The sequence below is a fragment of the Shinella sp. GW835-FHT14H05 genome, from assembly GCF_058793575.1.
The window spans coordinates 1322689-1344967 of record NZ_JBXAFY010000001.1; the positions used below are offsets into that span (position 1 = coordinate 1322689).

Below are 22279 nucleotides of genomic sequence, written 5' to 3' on the forward strand. Positions count from 1 at the left end.
GGTGGCGTCAAGCAGTTGAGGGTTTTGCGAGGCCGGTTACTGCCACGACGAAATCGGCGATGGCTTTGGTGTCGTCGAGATCGAAGACGGGCAGCGTGGTGTCGGTGACCGGGTGATCGGCGGCGATGGCTGCGATATGCGGGTCTTCCGGCGCAAGCGGGACGCGGTTTGCGGCCTCCAGCCGGCGGGCCTCGATCTTCGGGATCGGCTCGCGCTTGTAGCCTTCGATCAGCACGAGGTCGCACGGGGCGAGGCGGGCGAGGATTTCTTCGAAAGTCGGTTCCGGCGCGCCGCGCAGCTCATGCATGATGGCGTAGCGCGTGCCGGAGACGATGGTCACCTCATGTGCGCCGGCCTGGCGGTGGCGGTAGCTGTCGGCGCCGACCTTGTCGATGTCGAAATCGTGGTGGGCATGTTTGATGGTCGAGACCAGGTAGCCGCGGGCGACGAGTTCCGTCACCAGCCGCACGGCGAGCCCGGTCTTGCCGGAATTCTTCCAGCCGGCAATGCCGAAGATTTTTGGCCGCGTCATCGCTCCAGCACCCAGAGCCAGTTTTCCGCCTCGTCGAGATCGTCCGGCGTGTTGATGTTGAAGAACGGGTCGAACTCGCCGCGCGGCGTGTCGATCAGCGGGAAGGTGATGTCGCGCGCCTGGTGGCGTTCGAGGTAGCTGCGCACGCGCAACGCCCCGCCGCCGGCAAGCCATTCCGAGAGGTCGGTCGCGAGCGTGACCGGCCACAGCGCGAAGACGGGATGCAGGCCGCTGACCGAGCGGGCGACGGCCATGCGCTCCGGCGTGTCGACGACGCGGGCGAGGCGGGCGACGAGATCGGTCGGGAAGAACGGACTGTCCGTCGGCACCGTGGCGACGTGGCTTGCCTGCGGGTGGTGGCGTTTCGCGTAGTCGAGGGCGGCCAATACGCCGCCGAGCGGGCCGGCGCGGGCGGCGTCGAGATCGGCGAAGACTGGCAGTTCCTCGCCGCGCTCGAACAGCACGGGACCGTTGGCATTGACGGCGACGGCGGAGACCTGCGGGCGCAGCCGCCGGGCGGCGCGATCGATGAGGGCGGCGCCGCCGAGACGGATGCGCGCCTTGTCCTGCCCCATGCGGGAGGAAAGCCCGCCGGCGAGGATCACGCCCAATATCGCTTGTGCCGGTGCCATCTCGCTCCCATCGGCAGGTTGGTTCCCATCCGATCTAGTCGGTGCGGCTCTGGCTCGCAACCCTGTCAGGGCGATTCCGGCTTCGACTCTTGTGCGACGGCCGGCACCCGGCGGCGGTTCTCGCGATAGAAGGTGTAGAGGCCGGAGGCGACGATGATCAGAACGCCCACGGTCATCCAGATATCCGGTATCTCGCCGAAGAACAGAAAGCCGATAGCGATCGCCCAGATGAGGCTCGTATAGCGGAAGGGGGCGATGAAGGAGATTTCGCCGGTGCGCATGGCGAGGATGATCGCCTGGTAGCCGACGAGCAGCAGCACGCTGGCAATCGCTAGCCGGCTAAGCACATCGCCCGACATCGGCTGCCAGCCGCCCATCGGCACGATCAGCGCCCCGCCGACGACCGTGATCGAGGTTGCGGTGATGACGCTGATGAAAAGGGTGGAGACGTTCGGGTCGATGCGGCGGGTCGCAAGATCGCGCGCCGCAGCACCCACGACCGAGGCGATGACATAGACCGCCGCCATCGAAAAGCCTTCCGGGCCGGGGCGGATGACGATGAGCACGCCGGCAAAACCGGCGATGATGGCGAGCCAGCGCCGCCAGCCGACCTGTTCGCCGAGGAAGAGGGCGGCGCCGAGCGTGACGGCGAGCGGCAGCGCCTGGAGGATCGAGGCAGTGTTGGCGAGCGGCATGGCGCCGAGCGCGGAAATATAGGCGAGCGAGGCGAGGATTTCGGCGACGAGCCGCAGCAGGAGCGCCGGCTGCAGCATGACACGCCAGGAGCCGAGCGCGCCCATCCACCAGGCGATGGCGACGACGAGCACGGTCGTCATCAGCCCGCGCACGAACATGATCTGGCCGACATTCATGGCATCGGTGACGGATTTGACCAGCGCATCGTTACAGGTGAAGCCGGCCATGGCGACCACCATGAAGAGGGCGCCTTTGGCATTTGCGGTGGAGTTCATGCGGGTGATTCCGGGCGATTGTCCTTCCCTCATAGGCACATTGTCGGCCGGGTGCCATCACTAGATCGACTGGAACAAACGGGATGGTTGCCGAAGGAAGCGGCGAATGAGCGCGTTTTGGGCACGAAACGATGACGATTTCGGCGCAACAGCTTGAATTTCTGCTGCTTTGGCGAAGCATTTCATTAAGCTTCCCCACCTATCGTTGCGTCATCCCAATGAACGATCGCATGATGCGACGGGTGAGGGCAGGCCGCCTGGTGGAAGATCGGCCGAATGCCCCGACATGAAGTGCCGGCCGCGCTCCCGATGGTGAGCCGAGCGGCCCCTTCGGCTTTGACAGACACCCGACGGGATCTTGGTCGTCATAAAAACGTCGGGGAACCCATGTCCTTCATTGACCGCCTGCTCCAGCAGCGCCGCATCGTTACAAAGGTGCTGCTGTTCGTCATTCCTCTCGTCGCGCTGATCGCCGGTATCGGCCTTGTCGGTTATTTCACCGCGAGCACGCTGAACGGCCACATGACGGTCACCCGCGAGACGATCAACAGCCTGTCGCATTTCCAGAACCTGCGCAGCGGATTGCAGGATTTCGTCGACAAGCCCGCGCAGGAGACGCGCGACGCGCTCTCTGCGCGGATCGACGAGCAAGATGCCGGCATCCACGATCTCGACGCGCTGCTGCCCGATGCGGGCGAAAAGGCCAAGATCGCCTCCGTCGTGGCGCTGGCCGGCACCATGCGCGCCCAGACCGAGACGCTCTGGGCGATCGACCAGGAGCGCAACGCCGTGACCGCGGAGCTCGAAGGCTCGCTTGCGGCGATGGCCAAGGACGGCGCCTTTGCCGAAAAGCAGATCGGTGTCATTCGTAGCGAATCCGGCGAGAAGGAAGCCTTCGCCAAGGCTCTTCTGTTCGATGCCGCCGCCTATCAGGGACTTGCCGAACGCATCGGCAAGTTCCGCAAGCCCGTCGCGCTGGCCATGAAGCCGGAGGACAAGGTGAAGGCGGCCGAGACCTACCTGCCGCAGCTTCTCAAGCAGCTTGCCGAATCGAAGGCGATCGCCTCGCCCAAGGCGCTGGAACAGATCAAGGTCTTTGAGGTGGAAGTCGCCGCGGTACAGGCCATCCTTGCAGGCACCGACGACGCGGAGGCCAAGAAGGCGAAATTCGTGCCGGTGCTGTCCAAGCTCGCGAAGTTCGATGCCGATTTCCTGAAGGAAGCCGGCAAGAACTCCGACACCGCCGCCAAGCGTTTTGTCGGTATGGATGCGGAGATCGTGCTGCTCAAGACGCTGATCACGCTGATGGGCGACACCTTCAAGGGCATCGACGAAACCCGCCTGCATATCAGCGAGCTGCACCGCAAGCTCGACCAGCCGAGCCGCGACGCCGTGCTTGCGGACGTCAAGGCCGTGGCCGCTAGCGCCGCCGAACTCGCAAAGCTCGGCACGAAGAATGCGGCGTTGCGTGATCTCTCCGACAAGCTCGCGCCCTCGCTCGTCAAGATCGAGAAGGGCACGCAGGACCTGATCTCCGTCGGCGAAAAATGGCAGGCCGCGCGCGTCGCCGCCTCCGCTTCCGTGGCGGATGCCAGCCAGACGCTCGAACAGTTCGTGTCGAGCGCCCAGGAAGCCGGCAAGAAGGACAGCCAGCGCTCCGCCAATGTCTCGATCATCGCCATGGTCGCCGGCACGCTGCTCGCCATCATCGGCGGCCTGATGCTCGTCGAGACGCTGCGCGGACCGCTGCGGCGCGTCAACGAAGCCATGTCGCGGCTGGCGAGCGGCGATCTCGACATCAGCATCGACGGACGCAACCGCGGCGACGAGATCGGCGACATGGTGCGCTCGGTCGCCGTCTTCCGCGATGCCGCGCGCGAAAACGTGCGCCTCGAACAGGAAGCGGAAACGCAGCGCCAGCTGACGGCCGAGGAGCAGGCACGTCGCGCCAGCGAGCAGGCCCGCATCGAAGCCGATCAGACCGAGGCGCTCACCGCCCTGTCCGACGTGCTCGGCCAGCTTGCCGCCGGCAATCTCGAAGAGAGCATGACGGAGGCGCTGGCCGCCGAATATGTCGCGATGGCCCGTACCTACAACAATGCTGTCGAGGCGCTGCGCGTCACGCTGTCGGACGTTCGTGCCACGACGGTCGAGATCAACGGTGGCACCAGCAACCTTGCCACCTCCGCCGACGATCTCGCGCGCCGCACCGAACAGCAAGCGGCAGCGCTGGAGGAAAGCTCGCGGGCACTGCGCCAGCTGACCGAGATCGTCCGCTCCACCGCCGAAAGCGCCCAGAAGACGGCGGTCTCCGTCGACGAGACGCATAGCTATGCCAAGCGCTCCGGCGAGGTCGTATCCAAGGCGGTCGACGCCATGGACCAGATCAAGAAATCCTCGGAGAAGATCAGCACGATCATCGGCGTCATCGACGAGATCGCCTTCCAGACCAACCTCCTGGCGCTGAATGCCGGGGTGGAAGCGGCGCGTGCCGGTGAAGCCGGCCGCGGCTTCGCGGTCGTCGCCCAGGAAGTGCGCGAGCTTGCCCAGCGCTGCGCCGGTGCGGCCCGCGAGATCAAGGGCCTGATCTCCGACAGCTCGGCGCAGGTCCGCAACGGCGTATCGCTCGTCACCGAGACCGGCGAGGCGCTGACGGTCATCAATGAGCACATCTCGTCGATCCACACGCTGGTCGGCAAGATCGAGGCCGCCGCCGCCGCGCAGTATGAGGGCATCAACGAGGTGAACCAGGCGGTGCATCAGGTCGAGCTCATCACGCAGCAGAACGCGGCGATGGTGGAGGAGAACACAGCGGAAATCCACGGCCTGCGCCGCCGCGTCGAAAACCTCAACGAGAAGATCGACCACTTCAAGACACGCGATCTCGACACCCGGGACGGTTTCGGGCGGCAGCACTACGCGGCCTGAGCATAGGCTCTTTGGAAATGAAGAGGTCGGGCGAAAGCCCGGCCTTTTTCGTTTGTTGACAACGCGACCTCACCCCACAGCGTCATCCTCGGCCTTGAGCCGAGGATCCACCGGCGTGCTCGGAGCATGGATGGTCGGGTCAGGCCCGACCATGACGGAGGAGGGCACGGCATTTTGTCTGTTATTCGACGGCAAGCGGGTCGCCTACTTGCCGGTCTCGTAGACGACGTAGCTCTCCGGCGCTGCCGGGTCCTGTTCGCCATAGGTCGGGTCGACTTCGAAACGGGTCAGCACGAAGTCGCCGTTGATGAACGTCCAGGTGCCGCTGTCCCAGGCATCGCCGATGCCGCGCCAGGCGGTGTGGCTGGTGATGGTGCGTTTTTCCGCGTCGTAGGTCGCGTTCACCAGCAGGCCCGTGGCGCGGAAGCCGCGCACTTTCGGCTCGGCCTTGAGCCTGCCCATCTCGTCGTCGGTATAGGCATAGTCGAGATCGGGCGTGGCGAAGGCGACGAGTTTCGGGGATTCCGTGTCGCTCACCTTCAGCACGAAGGCGTGGCGGACATTGTAGGCGCCGGAGCCGCAGAATAGCTGGTAGAGTTCTGCCTCGATTTCCGGATCCGCCACCGATTGGTAGCTCGCGCGATAGGAGAAGCGATAGACCGAATGGCCGAAGCCTTCGCCGTCCGGCTCGGCCATCGGCACTTCCGTCATGCCGTTCATGTCGCAATCCGTGCCGAAGGCGGCCTTGGCGACGGCTTCCGCAGCGGCAAGGCCCTCCGGGCGGTCGGCTGCTAAGGTGATGGAGGGCAGGGCGGCGCAGAGGAGGGCGGTCAGAAGGGTTTTCACCGAAACCTCGCTGTTGGGCAGCGCTCAGCCGCCGGTGACGCTCATGTGGCGGGCGATGGCCGGGCGGTTGCGGCGGTCGATGATGAAATCGTGGCCCTTCGGTTTGCGGCCGATCGCCTCGTCGATCGCCTGCGAGAGCAGGGCGTCGTCCTCTGAGGCGCGCAACGGTAAACGGAGGTCCGCCGCGTCGTTCTGGCCGAGGCACATATAGAGGGTGCCCGTGCAGGTGAGGCGCACGCGATTGCAGCTTTCGCAGAAATTATGCGTCATCGGCGTGATGAAGCCGAGGCGGCCGCCGGTTTCCGCGACCGTGACGTAACGCGCCGGCCCGCCGGTGCGGAACGCGTTTTCGGTGAGCGTGAATTCTTCCGCGAGCCGTTCGCGCATTTCGGAGAGCGGCAGGTAGCGGTCGGTGCGGTCTTCCTCGATCTCGCCCATCGGCATGGTTTCGATGAGGGTGAGGTCCATGCCGCGGCCATGCGCCCAGCGCATCAGCTCGGGGATCTCGCGGTCGTTGAAATCCTTCAGCGCGACCGCGTTGATCTTGATCTTTAGGCCGGCGGCCTGCGCCGCATCGATGCCTTCCATGACCTTGGTAAGCTCGCCCCAGCGGGTGATCGTCTTGAATTTCTGCGGATCGAGCGTATCGAGCGACACGTTGATGCGGCGCACGCCGCAATCGGCAAGCTCGGCCGCGTGTTTGGCGAGCTGTGAACCGTTGGTTGTGAGCGTCAGTTCGTCGAGGCGGCCGTCCTGCACCTGGTGGCCGAGTTCGCGTACGAGATGCATGATGTTCTTGCGCACCAGCGGCTCGCCGCCGGTCAGCCGCAGCTTGCGCACGCCCTTGGCGATGAAGGCGGAACAGAGCCGGGTAAGCTCTTCCAGCGTCAGCAGGTCCTTCTTCGGCAGGAAGGTCATGTTTTCCGCCATGCAATAGGTACAGCGGAAATCGCAGCGATCTGTCACCGAGACGCGCAGATAGGTGATCGCCCGCCCGAAGGGGTCGATCATCGGTGCGTCGGACTGCGCGATGCGGCCCGCGCCATCCCATGGTCCTGCAAACGAATTCAAAACACAGCCTCCGTTCCCCGATATGTCGTGCGCGCGGGGCGCACCGTCAAGCCGGTGCGGTGATTATGACAGCATTTTCCGCCTTGCACATCCCCGGCTTGCGGCATAGTCCTTCGCGCAAAGGCGATGGAAAGGGAATGGCATGAGCGATCTGTGGCCGACGGAATTGCGGGTCTCCAAGGACCGCCAGCGCCTCGTCGTGACGTTCAACGACAACCAGAGTTTCGACCTTTCGGCGGAATTGTTGCGCGTGCTTTCGCCCTCTGCCGAAGTGCAGGGCCATGGACCGGGCCAGAAGGTGACCGTGCCGGGCAAGCGCAACGTGGCGATCATCTCCATGATCCCGACCGGCAATTATGCCGTGCGCATCGGCTTCGACGACCTTCACGATACTGGTATCTTCACGTGGTCCTATCTGCGCGAACTCGGGGAAAAGGGCGCGGAGCTCTTCGCCGACTACGAACGCGACCTTGCGGAGAAAGGCATGAGCCGCGATATGTCGGAGAAACCGCGGTAACATTTCGGACTGCCTCGCAAAGGTAGCGTCCACCGACAACCAACGGGAGATGCCCTTTTGGCAGAAGCGAATGCAAATGATCTCACCCAGGTCGTGGTCCTCTTGGCGGCGGGCGTGGCGGCGGTGCCGGTCTTCAAGAAGATCGGCCTCGGCTCCGTGCTCGGCTACCTGGCGGCGGGGCTGGCGATCGGTCCCTTCGGGCTCGGCTTCTTCGCCGATCCGCAGGCGATCATCCATGTTGCCGAACTCGGCGTGGTGATGTTCCTCTTCATCATCGGCCTCGAAATGCAGCCCTCGCGGCTCTGGGGCATGCGCAAGGACATTTTCGGGCTCGGCGCCATCCAGGTTATGGGCGCCATGGCGGCGCTGACCTGCATCGGGCTTTCCTTCGGCTTCCCGCTCATTCCCTCCTTCGTCGCCGGCACCGGCTTCGTCCTGACATCGACCGCCATCGTCATGCAGATGCTGCAGGAGCGCGGCACCATGTCGACGCTGAAGGGCCAGCGCATCATCGCGATCCTGCTCTTCGAGGATCTCGCCATCGTGCCGCTGCTCGCCATCGTCGTGCTGCTCGGCACGGGCGGGGCGGCCACGGATACCTCCGACCGCTGGCTTTCGGTCGGCATCGCCATCGGCGCCATCGTGGCGCTGGTGCTGGCGGGGCGCTACCTGCTCAATCCGCTGTTTCGCGTGCTGGCGGCGTCCGGTGCGCGTGAGGTGATGACGGCCGCAGCCCTCCTCGTGGTGCTCGGCTCGGCGCTCGCCATGCAGGTCTCCGGGCTTTCGATGGCGATGGGCGCCTTCCTCGCCGGCGTGCTGCTCTCCGAATCGTCCTTCCGCCACCAGCTCGAAGCCGATATCGAGCCGTTCCGCGGCATCCTGCTCGGCCTGTTCTTCCTCGGCGTCGGCATGGCGATTGACCTCTCGGTCATCGCCGCCAACTGGCAGCTCGTGGTGGCGAGCGTCGTCGGCTACATGATCGCCAAGATCCTGATCATCTATCTGGTCGCCCGCGTGCTCGGCACCTGCCATGCCGAGAGCCTGGAACGCGCCGTGCTGATGGCGCAGGGCGGCGAATTCGCCTTCGTGCTCTATGCGGCCGCCGTGTCCGCCGGCATTTTCGACGGCGAGGACAATGCCATCCTGACGGCGACCATCATCATCTCGATGGTGCTGACACCGCTGATGGTCATCCTGCACGACCGTTTGGTGCCGAAGCAGCAGCCTTCCACCGAGGGGCTGACGCTGCCGGAGAATGTCGAGGGCACGGTGCTGATGATCGGCTTCGGCCGCTTCGGCCAGATCGTCAGCCAGCCGCTGCTTGCCCGCGGCTACACACTCTCGCTGATCGACAAGGACGCGGAATTCGTGCGCGATGCCGCGGAGTTCGGCTTCAAGGTCTATTACGGCGACGGCTCGCGCATCGACATCCTGCATGCCGCGGGGGCGGCGACCGCCAAGGCGATCCTCATCTGTGTCGATGACAAGGAAGCGGCGGTGAAGATCGCGCAGATCGTGCACGAGGAGTTTCCGCTGGTGCCGCTCCTGGCGCGCGCCTACGACCGCGGCCACGCCATCGACCTCATCCATGCCGGCGTCGACTACCAGATTCGCGAGACCTTCGAATCCGCCACGGTCTTCAGCCGCGAGACGCTCAAGGTGCTCGGCGAGGACGAGGATCTGGCAATCGAGGTGGTCGAGGAATTCCGCGATGTCGACCGCGAGCGCCTGGCGCTCGAAACCGTCGGCGGCATCTATGCCGGCCGCCAGCTCGTGCGCGGCAATGCGCAGCCGGCCGACCTCGTCGCGGCGCGCACCGCCCGCGAGCGTGCGGCAGCCGAAGAGGAGCGCGAGCGCCGTGAAAGGGAACAGCAGGAAGAGGCCGGCTGACCGCGGATCGGGCTTGCCTTCGCGCGCCGGGTGGTTTCCCATGGGATCGATGCCGCCCGGCTCGATTACACTTGGAGAAGGACCCGCCCGCATGACGGCGACGAACGACGAACGCTTCGCCCACTCCGCCTTTCTGCGTGCCCGGGGAACAGCACAGGAAGGCAAGGTCGGCTTCGCCGAACTCTTTTTCGACCTCGTCTTCGTGCTGACCATCATCCAGCTTTCCCATTCGCTGGCGGGGCATTATTCGGCGCTCGGCCTCGTCGAGGCGGCGATGCTGACGCTCGCGGTCTGGTGGGTGTGGATCTACACGACCTGGGCGACCAACTGGCTCGATCCCGACAAGGCGCCGGTGCGCATCCTGCTCTTCGTGCTGATGTTCCTCGGCCTGATGCTGTCGGTCGCCATTCCGGTCGCCTTCGGCACCGGCGGCCTGCTCTTCGCGCTGACCTATGTCGCCATGCAGGTCGGCCGCTCGGCCTTCACCGCCTATGTGATGCGGCGCGACTGGCCGGAAAACAGCCGCAACTTCATCCGCATCACCGCCTGGTCCGCCTTTGCTGCCGTGTTCTGGATCGCCGGCGCCTTCGTCGAGGAGGAGGCGCGGCTGGCGCTCTGGCTGCTGGCGCTCGTCATCGAATACAGCGCGCCGGCGCTCGGCTTCGTCACGCCCGGCATCGGGCGATCGTCGGTCAGCGACTGGCAGGTCTCCGGCGAGCATATTTCGGAACGCTGCGCGCTCTTCGTCATCATCTGCCTCGGCGAAACGATCCTCGTCACCGGTCGCACGGTCGCCGGCATGGAGCTGCTCGACGGCTTCACCATCCTCCTCCTCGCCACCGCCTTTTTCTCGACCGCCACCATGTGGTGGATCTACTTCCGCTTCGGCCATGGCGAGGCGGCGCACCTGATCGAGCATTCGGCGACGCCCGGTCGCGTCGCCCGGCTTGCCTTCACCTATGCTCATATCCCGATCGTCGGCGGCATCATCCTGTCGGCCGTGGCGGAGGAATTCGCGCTCGCCCATCCGCATGGGCACGTCGATTTCAAGACCGCGAGCGCCATCCTCGGCGGTCCGATCGTCTTCCTCTCCGGCAATACCTGGTTCAAGCGGGCGGTGCGCGGACGGGCACCGCTATCGCATCTGGCCGGCATCGGCGCGCTTCTCGCGCTCGCCGCAGCCGTGCCCTTCGTCGAACCCTACCAACTCTTCATGGCGGCGTCCGCGGTGCTGTTCGGCGTGGCGCTCTGGGAGTTCCAGTCGCTGAAATCGACGCGGGCGGATGCGGTCGCGAAGGTCTAGGTAGGATCGACATTTAGGGTGAACTAAGCCGCTGTCCCCGCGACCGCTGCAGAGGCTGATAAGCTTTTCGTTGATTCTGGCCGATGGCAGCTGGGCGCGAGGTCATAGAGGACAACAGCGACACCAGCCCGTCGCTGCGCTGCCATGCGGTATCCCGTTACAAAAGCTGCAAACAGGGCCGCCGTTCGTCGTATTGACATATCGGTAAATCTCGATATTATCAGGCTATGGAATTGCTCGAAATATTCAAAGCCCTCTCAAACCGCACGCGCCTTGAAATCTTGAAAGGTTTGAAGGACCCCGCGAAGAACTTCCCTCCACAGGATGAAGGGGACGTTCTAACGGTAGGGGTCTGCGTCAGTAGCATTCAAGAAGGCGTGGGACTGTCGCAGTCGACGGTGTCTGATTATCTTGCAACCCTGCAACGAGCAGGCTTGGTGGAAGTCAGGCGCATCGGCCAGTGGACCTACTACAAGCGGAACGAAGCCACCATCAGTGCTCTTGCCGAGATCATCGGGAAGGAGCTGTGATTTTCTGCCGCAGAATATCGAGAATTCTCTATATTCCTTTTTACCGAAACGAGGATGTGCAATGAAAGCGATAACACTCAAATCATTTGGCGGTCCGGATTCGTTCGCGCTTTGCGACGTGCCCAAGCCCGTGCCGCATGCCGGACAGGTGCTGGTCCAGGTACATGCAACCTCCATCAATCCGTTGGATTACCAAGTCCGACGTGGCGATTATCGCGATTTGGTGCCACTGCCGGCTATTACCGGACATGACGTATCTGGCGTTGTCGAAGCGATCGGGCCGGGTGTGACGGCGTTCTCTCCAGGAGACGAAGTTTGGTACACCCCGCAAATATTTGACGGGCCAGGAAGTTATGCCGAGTACCACGTTGCTGCCGAAGGCATTGTGGGGAAGAAGCCTCCCTCGCTGAACCACCTTGAGGCCGCAAGCTTGACCCTGGTTGGCGGTACGGTGTGGGAAGCACTGGTCGTGCGTGCGGCGCTAAGAGTGGGGGAAAGCATTCTGGTACATGGCGGCGCGGGAGGGGTCGGTCATGTGGCGATCCAAATCGCAAAGGCCATCGGAGCAAGAGTGTTCACGACCGTGCGCGAAGCAAACTTTGAGTTCGCACATAGTTTGGGTGCCGATGTGGTCATCGACTACCAAAGGGAAGATTATGTCGACGCCGTCATGCGGGAAACGGGTGGCCGCGGAGTCGATGTCGTGTTCGACACCATCGGCGGTAACACATTGTCGCGCAGCCCCGACGCGCTCGCACAGCTTGGCCGTGTTGTCACGATCGTGGACATTGCACAGCCACAAAACGTCGTTCAGGCCTGGGGCAAGAACGCGAGTTATCACTTCGTTTTCACCAGACAAAACCGCGGAAAGCTCGATGAATTGAGCGCATTGATAGAGCGCGGTCAGTTGCGGCCACACGTCGGCGCCGTCTACTCGCTTGCTGACATTCCGCTCGCCCATGCCCGGCTGGAGACCCCCAACAACGGTGTTCGAGGAAAAATCGCGATAGCAGTCGGGCCTTCGGCTCATCTCGCAAGTGCGGGCTTTTAACCGTTGAACTCACTTTAGGGGAACGCCATGATTTATGAAATCGCTCAACTCCCGGTTCACAAAGAACAAATCGAAACGTTCAGAGCCGCATTTGCCGAGGTCGCTCCTTTGCTCCGCCGCGCAGAGGGTTATTGCGGTCACGTTCTCGCACAAGGGATCGAAACACCCGAACTGTTCCACCTAATCGTGCGATGGCGGTCACTCGAGGATCACACGCCGGGCTTCGAAGCGAGTGAAGACCATCGGATGTTCATGATGGGCTTGCAGCGGTATTTTTCGGAAGAACCGAAAGTCTATCATATCGAGGGGGCAGCTTTTGCTACAGGCGAATATCTTGTTTAAAATCTTACACAGCACACGAAGCGGAAGCTGTGGCAACGAAAAGCCAGCAGAGTCCTGTCCAGCCTCGCCGATCAGAGTTTATCGCTCAAAAGTCGATCCGGCCTAGGCGTCTTCGGCCACCTCGTCCGCATCCATCGTCTGGAGGATGCGGATGATGTCCTCCATCGATTCGGCCACTTGCAGGCAACGGTCTTCCGGGGTCTGCGACAGGATGCGGTCGATCAGGCCGGTCTGGATGATCATTGCCTGTTCGGTGAGGCTGTGGCCGGCCTGTGTCAAGGACAGGCGCAGCACGCGCTTGTCCTTGGCGTCGGCCTTGCGCAGGATGAGGTCGCGCTTTTCGAGTTGCGGCAGCAGCATGCTCATGTTCGAGCGGCCGACCAGCAGTTTTCGCGCCAGCTCCTGCTGGGAGATGCCGTCGAAGCGGTAGAGGTTGACCAGGATATCGAGATGCGGCGGCTTGATGCCGAGATCGGCGATCGCCCTTGTCACCGCCTGCTGCATGAGCTGGCAGGCGCGCGCCACGCCGATCCAGCTGCGAAAGCGCGGATGATCCCAGGGGAAGACTTGATTTTTGTTCATCGTTGTACTTTATTGTTCAGCATTGAACATTTTTATGGATTCCCACTATGGCATCCTTTGGCTTGAAGGTCATCCGGCTGGCGCTCCAGGGTGCCGCCGCCGTCTCCCCCACTGCCGCCGGCCGCGCGGCGTTCCGTCTCTTTGCGACGACGCCCAGCCGCCGGCCGCGCACGGCGAAGGAGAAGGAACTGTTCGCCCGCTCCGAGGGCTGGATGCGGCAGGCCGAGCGCGTGACGCTCGCCTTTGCCGGCGGCACCGCCGTCGCGCACCGCTTTGCCGCGCGGCCCTGCCAGGCCTTTTCCGGCCGGGTGCTGGTGGTGCATGGCTGGGGCTCGCGCGCGGCCTATCTCTCGACTTTGACCGAGGCGCTGGTCGCCGCTGGCCACGAGGTCGTGGCGCTCGACCTGCCGGGCCATGGCGCCTCGCGCGGGCGCACGCTGACACTGCCGATGGCGGTCCGGGCGATCGACGCGGCCTGGCAGCGGTTCGGCGGCTTCGACTATTTCTGCGGCCATTCCTTTGGCGGGGCGTCGCTTGCCTGCGCCGCAAGCGGCCTCGTGCCGTCGGTTCCCGCGCACCGCCCGCGCCGGCTGGTCACCATCGGCTCGCCCAGCGAAATGACCTGGCTGTTCAAGGATCTCGGCCGGTTCCTGAAGCTCGGGGCCAAGGCCCAGTTGGCGCTGGAAAGCCATGTGGAAAAGATTGCCGGCGCGCCGCTTTCAGCCTTCGATGCCGCGAACGGGGCCGGACGGCTCAAGGTGCCGATGCTCGTGCTGCATGCGGAAGACGACAAGGAGGTGCCGGCGCTGCATGCCCGGCGTTATGCCGCCTCCGGGCCGAATGTCACGCTCGAATGGGCGAACGGCTTTGGCCATCGCCGCATCGTCTCGGCCGAGCCGGTGATCGATCGCATCGTGCGCTTCCTCGCCGAGGACGGGCAACGCATCGCCGCCTGACGGCCTTTTCGTCATGAACCTGTCATGCCAGGGTGCGATGCGCCGGAAACGGCAAGCAGCACAGGAGGCAAGCATGACCATCGTCACCTCGGTCGACCAGTTGAACGCGCTTTATGGCGAACCGGGCGAAGCCTCGCTCGTCAAGGTGACGGATTTCCTGCTGCCGGAATACCGCGCGATGATCGAGGCCTCGCCCTTCATGGCGCTCGCCACTGTCGGGCCGGAGGGGCTCGATTGCTCGCCGCCCGGCGATGCGGGCGCCGTCATCCATATCGAGGACGATCGCACGCTGATGCTGCCGGACTGGCGCGGCAACAACCGCATCGATTCGCTCTCCAACATCGTGCGTGACCCGCGCGTGGCGCTGATGTTTCTCATTCCGGGCTCCAACACGACCATGCGCCTCAACGGCCGCGCCGTGGTGCGCATCGACCAGGCGCTCACCGAGCGCTTCGTGATGAACGGCAAATACCCGCGCTCCGTCGTGGTCATCACGATTGAAGAGGTCTATTCGCAATGCGCCCGCGCAGTTCTGCGTGCCGACCTCTGGAACCCGGAGAAGTTCCGCGATACCTCTTGCCTGCCGACGGTGGGCCAGATGCTCGCCTCGGCCAAGAAGGGTTTCGACGGCACCGCCTATGATCGGGAATGGCCCGGCCGGGCCGCCAAGACCATGTGGTGAGGGACGGCGAATATCTTGCCCTCCCGACCCGTCTTGTTAGCGATTGCAAGCGGCCATGGCCGATAGGTGGAGTTGGGAATGCGGATAGGAATTTTTGCGGCGGCGATCGCCGCAGTGCTTGCGGCTTCGGCCGGAGCGGCCAAGGCGGATGAGCTGATCGAAAGCTACGGCGCCTATATCGGCCAGGACGATCTCTACAACTCCAGCAACGAGCGCCTGACGCAGCCCTGGCAGGTCATCCGCCAGGACCGCGCCAATGTGCACCGCTTCGGCGTCAGCCAGCCCGGCGACGATTTCGACAACTTCTTCGCCTCGGCGCGCAATCGCGAACTCGCTGAGCGCATGATCCGCAGCGGCCGCATCGACGGCAGCGCCGCACGGCGCCTGCTGAACGGCGACGTGCAGATCCACGTCGAAATCTGGCGCGGTGGGGGAGGCGATTATATCAACATTTCCGTGGACTAAGCACGCGCTTGCGGGTGCTGCTCTCTTCGTGCTCGCCGCCTCAGTGGCGGGCGCTGCGGAGCCAGACCTTGCGGCCCGCCTCAAACTGCTCGTCGAAGCCTATCCCGAAAGCCTTGCCGGCATCGAGGGCAATAGCCTTGTCTTCAAGGACGGTGGACCGCCGCTCGAAATCGACGACGGCAAGACGAAGGATCACCAGGCCGCGCTCGCCACCGGCGACGTCGAGGACAGCCTCCAGCAGATCTATCCGCTCGGCGCCTGCGACGCGAAACCGGTGGTGAATTTCGACCCCGGCCGCATTCGCAGCGACGCGCTGATGATGCGGCTTTATGGAAAATCGGCCAAAGCCGTGCAGGCCGATCTCGTGCCGGTCAAATGGTTCGGCGCGACGGTTCGCGTGACCAAGCGGCAGGGCGCGGCGGCAGCGCTGGAAAAGGTGCGGGACGAGCTTGCGGCAAAACCGGAGCTGAAGCGCTATCTGGCGCCGTCAGCCGGCACCTTCAACTGGCGCAAGGTTTCCGGTGCGCCCAATATGTCGGTGCACAGTTTTGGCGCGGCGATCGATCTCAACACCAAGTTTGCCGATTACTGGATCTGGTCCGGCGGCAAGCCCGGCAAGGTGCCGAAATATGCCAACAAGTACCCGCTGGAGATCGTCGATATCTTCGAGCGGCACGGCTACGTCTGGGGCGGGCGCTGGTATCACTACGACACCATGCATTTCGAGTATCGCCCCGACCTCATTGCCATAGCAAAAGCGGCAGGCGCTTCCGCCTGCCGCTGAGACGATATGGTCCGCCAAACCTCTCCTCCGTCATCCTCGGGCTTGACCCGAGGATCCATAACCCTTTGAAAATAATGGATCCTCGGGTCAAGCCCGAGGATGACGGAGTGGTTGGGGCGGCAGGGCGCTTCTCCGCCTGCCGCTGATCGGTTTCAGCTTTTTGATCAATCGCGAACGATGACCGTCACGCCCGCGGTGACCTGGGCATAGAGGTGTTCAACGTCTTCGTTCGCCATGCGGATGCAGCCGGAAGACTGCGCCTTGCCGAGCGAGGACGGCTGGTTGGTGCCGTGGATCCGGTAGATGGTCGAGCCGAGATAGATGGCGCGCGAGCCGAGCGGGTTGTCGAGGCCGCCCTTCATCGAGACCGGCAGGATCTTGCCCTTCTTGGCTTCGCGGGCACGCATGTCTTCCGGCGGCGTCCAGGTCGGCCATTCGGTCTTGCGGGTGACCTTTTCCGCGCCCGTCCAGATGAAACCTTCGCGGCCAACGCTGACGGCGTATTTCATGGCAAGGCCCGAACCGAGCACGTGGTAGAGGCGGCGTTCGGAATTGTCGACGATGATCGTGCCGGGTGCGACCTTCTCGTTGAAGGCGACGAGTTCGCGGGCGATCGGCGCGCGGGAAACGGCGGCGATCTTCTTTTCCGACTTGACCGGCTTGCCGCCGGACAGAACCTGCAGCCAGCCCGTCTTCTGGGCCGAGGACGAGAGTGAGGCGACCTCGATCGGGTCGACGGCATTGTCGGCGGCGAAGGCCGCGCCTGCGGTGGAAAGAAGACCTGCGAGAAGAGCGATAGCGAGCTTTTTCATTGTCCTGGTCCCTGTTTGCGGCCGTTGGCTTGATGCCCGGCGCTTTGTTCTGATGGGGACTTTCTAGGACAGCGGCGCGCGCCAGGATGTTCCGGCGGGAACAGGCATCCCGCCGGGCTTTTCGAGCCCCTAAAAGGGCTGGATCCAGACGAGGCTGCTCAGCATCAGGGCGGCGATCATCGTCAGTTCGAAAAATCCGGTTTGCATGGCACGTTCCTCCCGTGCCGCAAAAACGCGCGACTCCCGCCGCGGTTCCGCCGGATTTGGCGGAGGAGGAAAAATTTCGAGCCAAACGCAAAACGGCGCCCGAAGGCGCCGTTTCGAAGAGGGAAATAAGCCGCCTATTTGCGGTAGATCAGCCAGCTCTTGGCGAAATCCTTTTTCATGCCGTCCTCGAACGGCATGGTGCGGTTGCGACCGCCGTTCTTGGCGCAATAGAGGGCGATGTCGGCCTTGGAGTAGAGCTCGCCCGGGCCTTCCGCCCAGGACGCCATGCAGAAGCCGAGCGAGATGGTGATCGGGCCGTAATTGACGCCGGTCTTGGAATTCTTGAACGGCGTGTGTTCGAGCGCGACGCGGATGCGCTCGGCGATCGCCATCGCCTCTTCCTCGGTGTTGCCTTCCACGATCATCGCGAATTCTTCGCCGCCGGTGCGGGCGACGAGAATGTCCTTGCGCACATTGGCGCGAATCAGGCTGCCGACAGAGGCGAGGATCTTGTCGCCGACCGGGTGGCCATAGGTGTCGTTGATCTTCTTGAAATGGTCGATGTCGGCGAGGATCAGCGCGGTCACACCACGCGACATCGTCGAATTGTAGATGGCGGAGAGTTTGTCGTCGAAGGCGCGGCGGTTGGAGAGCTGCGTCAGCGAATCCGTGTTGGCGATGCGCTTGTACTCGTCGAGCTCCTTGCGCACGTTGTCCATCTCGATCGACTTCTGCGCGACGTTCTCCACCATCTCCTTGCCCTGGTTGATGGTGTCGCCCGTCGCCTGCGTCAGCACGCCGACGACGCTCTTGATGATCTCGACGCTTGTTGCGTTCTTGCCGGTGATGCGCCCGAACGTCTCGTCGAGCAGCTTATTGTAGCTTTCGAGCGAGGTCTGCTCCTGCTTCAGCAGGCGCAACAGCCCTTCCAGCTCGCCGACGATCTTGGTGTGTGCGCCGTCGATGGCGGTCGCGCCATGGTGATGGCCGAAATATTTCGCGCCGATCTCGTCCAGCTCTTCCTGCGAGGCCTTGCTGCCGAGGGCGGCGAGTTCGCGCGTCAGCTTGGGATTGGAACCGATATAGGCTTCGTAGAACAGCTCGTAGTTCCGCGGGATGGGCGCGACGCCCATTATGCGCATGGCATAGGTCACCTGGGCCGCGATATCCGGCACCTGGACCTTCTGCGCAACTGCCGTGCTCATGTCGGCTGCTCCTGAATTTCGTTGGTTGGCTCCCGACCCGCAAAATAAGGCGGAAATACTTTGGGAATGATTAACGCTTCTCAACTCTCGTTACGGAAGGCTGGACGCAAAAAAGGCCGCAGATACAATGACCTGCGGCCTTTCAAGGCGGAATATTCAAAAATTCTATCTCAACCCGGCATAATCATTTTTTCAGGACGTACAACCGCGTCGAATTCTTCGTTGGTCACGTAACCGCCGCCGACGGCCTCTTCGCGAAGCGTCGTCCCGTTTTTATGGGCGGTTTTTGCGATTTTGGCGGCGTTGTCGTAGCCGATCTTCGGGGCGAGTGCTGTGACGAGCATCAGCGAGCGGTCGAGGGCCGCCTTGATGTTGTCCTCGCGCGCCTCGATGCCGGTGACGCAATTGTCGGTAAACGAGATTGCGGCGTCCGACAAAAGCTGGACCGATTGCAGGAAGTTGTAGGCCATCAGCGGGTTGAAGACGTTGAGCTCGAAATGGCCCTGGCTGCCGGCGAAGGTGAGCGAGGCATGGTTGCCGAAGACCTGGGCGCAGACCTGGGTGAGGGCCTCGCACTGGGTCGGGTTCACCTTGCCCGGCATGATGGACGAGCCGGGCTCGTTTTCGGGCAGCGCCAGTTCGCCGAGGCCGGAGCGCGGGCCGGAGCCGAGGAAGCGGATGTCGTTGGCGATCTTGAAGAGCGCTGCGGCGGCGGCATTGATTGCGCCGTGCGAGAAGACCATCGAGTCGTGGGCGGCGAGCGCTTCGAACTTGTTCGGCGCGGTCTTGAAGGCGATGCCGGTGATCTGCGCAATGTGGTCGGCGACCTTCTCCGCAAAGCCGACCGGCGCGTTGAGGCCCGTGCCGACGGCGGTGCCGCCCTGGGCGAGTTCGCACAGGCCCGGCAGCGTCAGTTCGATGCGCTTGATCGAGGAGGCGACCTGCGCGGCGTAGCCGGAAAATTCCTGGCCGAGCGTCAGTGGGGTCGCGTCCTGCGTGTGCGTGCGGCCGATCTTGATGATGTGATCGAAGGCCTTCACCTTGGCCTCAAGGGCGGCGTGCAGGTGCTTCAGCGCCGGCAGCAGGTCGTGCACGATGCGCTCGGCACAGGCGATGTGCATGGCCGTCGGATAGGTGTCGTTCGACGACTGGCTCATGTTGACGTGGTCGTTCGGGTGCACCGGCTTCTTCGAGCCCATGACGCCGCCGAGCATTTCGATCGCCCGGTTGGAGATCACCTCATTGGCGTTCATGTTCGACTGGGTGCCCGAGCCCGTCTGCCAGACGACGAGCGGGAAATGGTCGTTGAGCTTGCCGTCGATGACTTCCTGCGCGGCGTCCGTGATGGCCTTGGCGAGCGCCGGGTCGAGGCGGCCGAGTTCGGCATTGGCGCGGGCGGCGGCCTGCTTGACGATGCCGAGCGCACGCACGACCGAAAGCGGCTGCTTTTCCCAGCCGATCTTGAAATTGCCGAGCGAGCGCTGGGCCTGCGCGCCCCAATAGCGGCTGTTGTCCACTTCGATGGGGCCGAATGTATCCGTTTCCGTGCGCGTCGATGTCATTGTGCTTCCCGCTAAAAACCCATGCGCTTCGTCCTGCCGCCGGCGATGCCGCCGCATGGGGCGCGGCAGGCCGGGCGAGCGCGGGCCGTTTCATAAAAGGCCGCGCTGGCGCGAAAAAATCGCGAAAATCTCTGGCCCATCTGCGACCCGGTTGCAAGGGGCGGAATGGCCGCGCGGGACGAGACTTTCGGTTAAAATCGATTAGGCCGCGGACGGGCGGGATGAGGGCGCGCGGAGCGCTCGCGGGGCTGTGCCTTTTCCATCACAATCGTCGGCTTGTTTTTCGCGCCTTGCTGACGTTCCAGGCGAAATTTTCGTTTCCAGCGGTAAAATTCCACGCCAATTCAAATTTTTACGCCTGCCCATCCGTCTCGCTTGCCGAGGTCTGAAATGACGGTTTCGTGAGGTTTGGCAAGGCTGGCGGGGAGGGGCGTTTCCTTTTCATTCACCATCCTTTCCTATAACTTACCGGCCTGCTGGTTCGGGCGCCACCAGAGACCGCGACACGCGCGGGTCAATCGGGGAATGGAATACATGAAGCTTACCAAGACTGCCGTGCTGGCCGCCGCGCTGGCTCTCTCCTGCGCCACTGTTTCGCTCAACGCGACGCCCGCAAACGCCCTGACCGTCATGGAATGGCTGAACGGCAAGAAAAAGCAGAAGGCCGAGCCGCTTCCAGGCGTCGACACCGGCTTCACCCAGCCGGGCGCCGAAGTAAAGCAGGCAGCCAAGCCGCTGCCTCGCGTCACCGGTCCGCGCTACTACACCTACAAGGCCGATGCGCTGAAGCGCGTCGCCGTCGACAAGCTGGCCGATCCTGTCATCACCAGCTCGATTTCCGCCGCCGTCCAGCCGGCCGGCGATGCGGGCATCCGCGCCGCCTTCGCCACCGTTGACGTGCGCACGACCGAGGGGCCTGCCAAGGCGGTCGAGAGTTTTTACGGCCAGCAGAAGAAATTCGTCTGGATCGACGGCACGGGCATCAATGAGAAGGCGAAGAGCGCCATCGCGGTGCTGGCCGACGCCGCTTCCGTCGGCCTCGATCCGTGGGACTATGCGGTCAAGATCCCGTCGGACAGCTTCGACAGCGTCGACATGAACAAGCGCTACGGCGAGCTTGCAACCTTCGAGGTTGCACTCTCGGCCGCCGTCGCCACCTATGTTCAGGACGCCGTGCGCGGCCGTATCGATCCGAACAAGATCTCCGGCTATCACGATTTCAAGCGCAAAGACGTCAATCTCGTCGCGGCGTTGAAGAACGTGGCGATGAGCAGCAACGTCAAGGGCTATCTGGAAAGCCGCTCGCCTTCGAGCGCCGATTTCCAGGCGCTGAAGGCGGAGCTTGCCAAGCTGAAGGCTGAGACTGCGGGCGAAGACCGCGTGGTCATCGCCGAAGGCACGCTCCTGAAGCCCGGCCAGAGCAATCCGGAACTCGCCAATGTCGTCAAGGGCATCGTCAAGCACGGCTCCGATGCGCTGAAGACCGATCATTCGGTGACGATCGCCACCTACACCGGCACGCCCGAATACACGCCGGAACTGGTCGCCCTCGTCGAGGCCTTCCAGAAGGAAAACGGCCTGAAGCCGGACGGCGTCGTCGGCAAGGCCTCGATCCGCAAGATGACGGGCGGCGACAGCGTTGCCGACAAGGTCGCCAAGGTCGAGGTGGCGCTGGAACAGGCGCGCTGGCTGCCGGTCGATCTCGGCGCCCGCCACGTCTTCATCAACCAGCCGGCCTTCCAGGTCTATTATTACGAGGACGGCGCGGAAAAGTTCTCGATGCGCACGGTCGTCGGCTCGAAGTCGAACCAGACCTATTTCTTCGAGGACAAGGTGCAGACCGTCGAAGTCAATCCGTATTGGGGTGTGCCGCAGTCGATCATCATCAACGAGATGCTGCCGAAGCTTCGCAGCGATCCGTCCTATCTCGACCGCATGGGCTACGAGGTCGCCGTCGGCGGCCGCGCCGTGCCGTCGTCGTCGGTCAACTGGTACGGCTCGACCTCGGGCGTTTCCGTGCGCCAGCCGCCGAGCGGCGACAATGCGCTGGGCGAATTGAAGATCCTGTTCCCGAACAGCCACGCCATCTACATGCACGACACGCCTTCGAAGAGCTTCTTCAAGAAGGACATGCGGGCGCTCAGCCACGGCTGCGTGCGCCTTGCGGAGCCGCGCAAGATGGCCGCCGCCGTGCTCGGCGTGAGCGAGGAAGACGTCGGCAAGGAGATCGCCGCCGGTCACAACAAGGCGCTGCCGGTGAAGGCGGATATCCCGATCTACATCGCCTATTTCACCGCTTGGCCGAACAAGGACGGCGTGGTCGAATTTTTCGACGACGTCTATGGCCGTGACGACTATATGCGCAAGGCTTTCGCCGCGACGCAGAAGGCGCGGCAGGTCCAGGGCTGACC

Annotated in this window: 21 protein-coding genes; 12 read left to right on the top strand and 9 right to left on the bottom strand. The window is 63.5% G+C overall.

Features of this window, described 5'->3' with window-relative positions:
* Nucleotides 1-7 precede the first annotated feature (7 nt).
* The 3 genes from mobB to AC1Q6Z_RS06515 all read right to left on the bottom strand — a co-directional run bounded on the left by mobB (nucleotide 8) and on the right by AC1Q6Z_RS06515 (nucleotide 2135).
* On the bottom strand, nucleotides 8-532 hold the full coding sequence (gene mobB / locus AC1Q6Z_RS06505) for a molybdopterin-guanine dinucleotide biosynthesis protein B (protein ID WP_492647106.1): 525 nt from the start codon (nucleotides 530-532) through the stop codon (nucleotides 8-10).
* Nucleotides 529-1164, bottom strand: coding sequence for a molybdenum cofactor guanylyltransferase MobA (gene mobA, locus AC1Q6Z_RS06510; RefSeq protein ID WP_492647107.1), 636 nt, complete (start codon nucleotides 1162-1164; stop codon nucleotides 529-531). The genes mobB and mobA overlap by 4 nt, the downstream gene beginning before the upstream one ends.
* A gap of 65 nt (nucleotides 1165-1229) precedes the next feature.
* On the bottom strand, nucleotides 1230-2135 hold the full coding sequence (locus tag AC1Q6Z_RS06515; RefSeq protein ID WP_492647108.1) for a DMT family transporter: 906 nt from the start codon (nucleotides 2133-2135) through the stop codon (nucleotides 1230-1232).
* Nucleotides 2136-2522: 387 nt separating this feature from the next.
* Here AC1Q6Z_RS06515 and AC1Q6Z_RS06520 point away from each other — a divergent pair, with 387 nt between their 5' ends.
* Complete coding sequence (locus AC1Q6Z_RS06520; RefSeq protein WP_435267087.1) at nucleotides 2523-5063, top strand: methyl-accepting chemotaxis protein; 2541 nt, start codon at nucleotides 2523-2525, stop codon at nucleotides 5061-5063.
* A 204-nt stretch (nucleotides 5064-5267) separates the two neighbouring features.
* Here AC1Q6Z_RS06520 and AC1Q6Z_RS06525 read toward each other — a convergent pair whose 3' ends face one another.
* Together AC1Q6Z_RS06525 and moaA are read right to left on the bottom strand one after the other, a co-directional pair.
* A complete protein-coding gene (locus tag AC1Q6Z_RS06525) occupies nucleotides 5268-5909 on the bottom strand; it encodes a DUF1176 domain-containing protein (protein WP_492647109.1) in 642 nt (213 codons plus the stop codon).
* 24 nt (nucleotides 5910-5933) lie between these two features.
* A complete protein-coding gene (moaA, locus tag AC1Q6Z_RS06530; protein ID WP_492647262.1) occupies nucleotides 5934-6920 on the bottom strand; it encodes a GTP 3',8-cyclase MoaA in 987 nt (328 codons plus the stop codon).
* A gap of 202 nt (nucleotides 6921-7122) precedes the next feature.
* Here moaA and AC1Q6Z_RS06535 point away from each other — a divergent pair, with 202 nt between their 5' ends.
* From AC1Q6Z_RS06535 to AC1Q6Z_RS06560, 6 genes are all read left to right on the top strand, one after another.
* Nucleotides 7123-7497: a gamma-butyrobetaine hydroxylase family protein gene (locus tag AC1Q6Z_RS06535; protein WP_256115603.1), complete on the top strand. Its 375-nt coding sequence runs from the start codon at nucleotides 7123-7125 to the stop codon at nucleotides 7495-7497.
* Nucleotides 7498-7554: 57 nt separating this feature from the next.
* Nucleotides 7555-9387, top strand: a complete 1833-nt coding sequence (locus tag AC1Q6Z_RS06540; protein ID WP_492647110.1) for a monovalent cation:proton antiporter-2 (CPA2) family protein — start codon at nucleotides 7555-7557, stop codon at nucleotides 9385-9387.
* 91 nt (nucleotides 9388-9478) lie between these two features.
* A complete protein-coding gene (locus AC1Q6Z_RS06545; RefSeq protein WP_492647111.1) occupies nucleotides 9479-10690 on the top strand; it encodes a low temperature requirement protein A in 1212 nt (403 codons plus the stop codon).
* Between the two features lie 227 nt (nucleotides 10691-10917).
* Nucleotides 10918-11220 (top strand): ArsR/SmtB family transcription factor, encoded by a 303-nt coding sequence (locus AC1Q6Z_RS06550; protein ID WP_066658179.1) that lies wholly within the window; start codon nucleotides 10918-10920, stop codon nucleotides 11218-11220.
* A gap of 61 nt (nucleotides 11221-11281) precedes the next feature.
* Entirely contained in the window at nucleotides 11282-12271 is a 990-nt protein-coding gene (locus tag AC1Q6Z_RS06555; RefSeq protein ID WP_492647112.1) for a zinc-dependent alcohol dehydrogenase family protein, read from the top strand.
* Between the two features lie 27 nt (nucleotides 12272-12298).
* A complete protein-coding gene (locus tag AC1Q6Z_RS06560) occupies nucleotides 12299-12613 on the top strand; it encodes an antibiotic biosynthesis monooxygenase family protein (protein ID WP_492647113.1) in 315 nt (104 codons plus the stop codon).
* 102 nt (nucleotides 12614-12715) lie between these two features.
* Here the strand turns inward: AC1Q6Z_RS06560 and AC1Q6Z_RS06565 are convergent, their stop codons facing one another.
* The gene (locus tag AC1Q6Z_RS06565) at nucleotides 12716-13195 is read right to left on the bottom strand and encodes a MarR family winged helix-turn-helix transcriptional regulator (protein ID WP_492647114.1); all 480 of its coding nucleotides are present in this window, start codon (nucleotides 13193-13195) and stop codon (nucleotides 12716-12718) included.
* Between the two features lie 47 nt (nucleotides 13196-13242).
* On the opposite strand from AC1Q6Z_RS06565, the gene AC1Q6Z_RS06570 reads away from it, so the two are divergent.
* From AC1Q6Z_RS06570 to AC1Q6Z_RS06585, 4 genes are all read left to right on the top strand, one after another.
* Complete coding sequence (locus tag AC1Q6Z_RS06570; RefSeq protein ID WP_492647115.1) at nucleotides 13243-14151, top strand: alpha/beta hydrolase; 909 nt, start codon at nucleotides 13243-13245, stop codon at nucleotides 14149-14151.
* 73 nt (nucleotides 14152-14224) lie between these two features.
* Nucleotides 14225-14833, top strand: a complete 609-nt coding sequence (locus AC1Q6Z_RS06575; RefSeq protein ID WP_492647116.1) for a pyridoxamine 5'-phosphate oxidase family protein — start codon at nucleotides 14225-14227, stop codon at nucleotides 14831-14833.
* A gap of 78 nt (nucleotides 14834-14911) precedes the next feature.
* Nucleotides 14912-15298, top strand: a complete 387-nt coding sequence (locus tag AC1Q6Z_RS06580; protein WP_256115612.1) for a hypothetical protein — start codon at nucleotides 14912-14914, stop codon at nucleotides 15296-15298.
* A 28-nt stretch (nucleotides 15299-15326) separates the two neighbouring features.
* A complete protein-coding gene (locus AC1Q6Z_RS06585; protein ID WP_492647117.1) occupies nucleotides 15327-16082 on the top strand; it encodes a M15 family metallopeptidase in 756 nt (251 codons plus the stop codon).
* A gap of 164 nt (nucleotides 16083-16246) precedes the next feature.
* Here AC1Q6Z_RS06585 and AC1Q6Z_RS06590 read toward each other — a convergent pair whose 3' ends face one another.
* The 3 genes from AC1Q6Z_RS06590 to fumC all read right to left on the bottom strand — a co-directional run bounded on the left by AC1Q6Z_RS06590 (nucleotide 16247) and on the right by fumC (nucleotide 19925).
* Nucleotides 16247-16894 (bottom strand): L,D-transpeptidase, encoded by a 648-nt coding sequence (locus AC1Q6Z_RS06590; protein ID WP_256115614.1) that lies wholly within the window; start codon nucleotides 16892-16894, stop codon nucleotides 16247-16249.
* A 341-nt stretch (nucleotides 16895-17235) separates the two neighbouring features.
* Nucleotides 17236-18306 (bottom strand): GGDEF domain-containing protein, encoded by a 1071-nt coding sequence (locus tag AC1Q6Z_RS06595; protein WP_256115615.1) that lies wholly within the window; start codon nucleotides 18304-18306, stop codon nucleotides 17236-17238.
* Between the two features lie 170 nt (nucleotides 18307-18476).
* A complete protein-coding gene (gene fumC, locus AC1Q6Z_RS06600) occupies nucleotides 18477-19925 on the bottom strand; it encodes a class II fumarate hydratase (protein ID WP_439618503.1) in 1449 nt (482 codons plus the stop codon).
* A 477-nt stretch (nucleotides 19926-20402) separates the two neighbouring features.
* Here fumC and AC1Q6Z_RS06605 point away from each other — a divergent pair, with 477 nt between their 5' ends.
* Entirely contained in the window at nucleotides 20403-22277 is a 1875-nt protein-coding gene (locus AC1Q6Z_RS06605; RefSeq protein ID WP_492647118.1) for a L,D-transpeptidase family protein, read from the top strand.
* The last annotated feature ends 2 nt before the right edge of the window (nucleotides 22278-22279 follow it).

What these genes read in the sequence shown, in the direction of transcription:
- mobB (WP_492647106.1), bottom strand. Translation starts at nt 532, where the DNA reads ATGACGCGGCCAAAAATCTTCGGCATTGCCGGCTGGAAGAATTCCGGC.
- mobA (WP_492647107.1), bottom strand. Translation starts at nt 1,164, where the DNA reads ATGGCACCGGCACAAGCGATATTGGGCGTGATCCTCGCCGGCGGGCTT.
- AC1Q6Z_RS06515 (WP_492647108.1), bottom strand. Translation starts at nt 2,135, where the DNA reads ATGAACTCCACCGCAAATGCCAAAGGCGCCCTCTTCATGGTGGTCGCC.
- AC1Q6Z_RS06520 (WP_435267087.1), top strand. Translation starts at nt 2,523, where the DNA reads ATGTCCTTCATTGACCGCCTGCTCCAGCAGCGCCGCATCGTTACAAAG.
- moaA (WP_492647262.1), bottom strand. Translation starts at nt 6,920, where the DNA reads ATGATCGACCCCTTCGGGCGGGCGATCACCTATCTGCGCGTCTCGGTG.
- AC1Q6Z_RS06535 (WP_256115603.1), top strand. Translation starts at nt 7,123, where the DNA reads ATGAGCGATCTGTGGCCGACGGAATTGCGGGTCTCCAAGGACCGCCAG.
- AC1Q6Z_RS06545 (WP_492647111.1), top strand. Translation starts at nt 9,479, where the DNA reads ATGACGGCGACGAACGACGAACGCTTCGCCCACTCCGCCTTTCTGCGT.
- AC1Q6Z_RS06550 (WP_066658179.1), top strand. Translation starts at nt 10,918, where the DNA reads ATGGAATTGCTCGAAATATTCAAAGCCCTCTCAAACCGCACGCGCCTT.
- AC1Q6Z_RS06555 (WP_492647112.1), top strand. Translation starts at nt 11,282, where the DNA reads ATGAAAGCGATAACACTCAAATCATTTGGCGGTCCGGATTCGTTCGCG.
- AC1Q6Z_RS06560 (WP_492647113.1), top strand. Translation starts at nt 12,299, where the DNA reads ATGATTTATGAAATCGCTCAACTCCCGGTTCACAAAGAACAAATCGAA.
- AC1Q6Z_RS06565 (WP_492647114.1), bottom strand. Translation starts at nt 13,195, where the DNA reads ATGAACAAAAATCAAGTCTTCCCCTGGGATCATCCGCGCTTTCGCAGC.
- AC1Q6Z_RS06570 (WP_492647115.1), top strand. Translation starts at nt 13,243, where the DNA reads ATGGCATCCTTTGGCTTGAAGGTCATCCGGCTGGCGCTCCAGGGTGCC.
- AC1Q6Z_RS06575 (WP_492647116.1), top strand. Translation starts at nt 14,225, where the DNA reads ATGACCATCGTCACCTCGGTCGACCAGTTGAACGCGCTTTATGGCGAA.
- AC1Q6Z_RS06580 (WP_256115612.1), top strand. Translation starts at nt 14,912, where the DNA reads ATGCGGATAGGAATTTTTGCGGCGGCGATCGCCGCAGTGCTTGCGGCT.
- AC1Q6Z_RS06590 (WP_256115614.1), bottom strand. Translation starts at nt 16,894, where the DNA reads ATGAAAAAGCTCGCTATCGCTCTTCTCGCAGGTCTTCTTTCCACCGCA.
- AC1Q6Z_RS06595 (WP_256115615.1), bottom strand. Translation starts at nt 18,306, where the DNA reads ATGAGCACGGCAGTTGCGCAGAAGGTCCAGGTGCCGGATATCGCGGCC.
- fumC (WP_439618503.1), bottom strand. Translation starts at nt 19,925, where the DNA reads ATGCGGCGGCATCGCCGGCGGCAGGACGAAGCGCATGGGTTTTTAGCG.
- AC1Q6Z_RS06605 (WP_492647118.1), top strand. Translation starts at nt 20,403, where the DNA reads ATGAAGCTTACCAAGACTGCCGTGCTGGCCGCCGCGCTGGCTCTCTCC.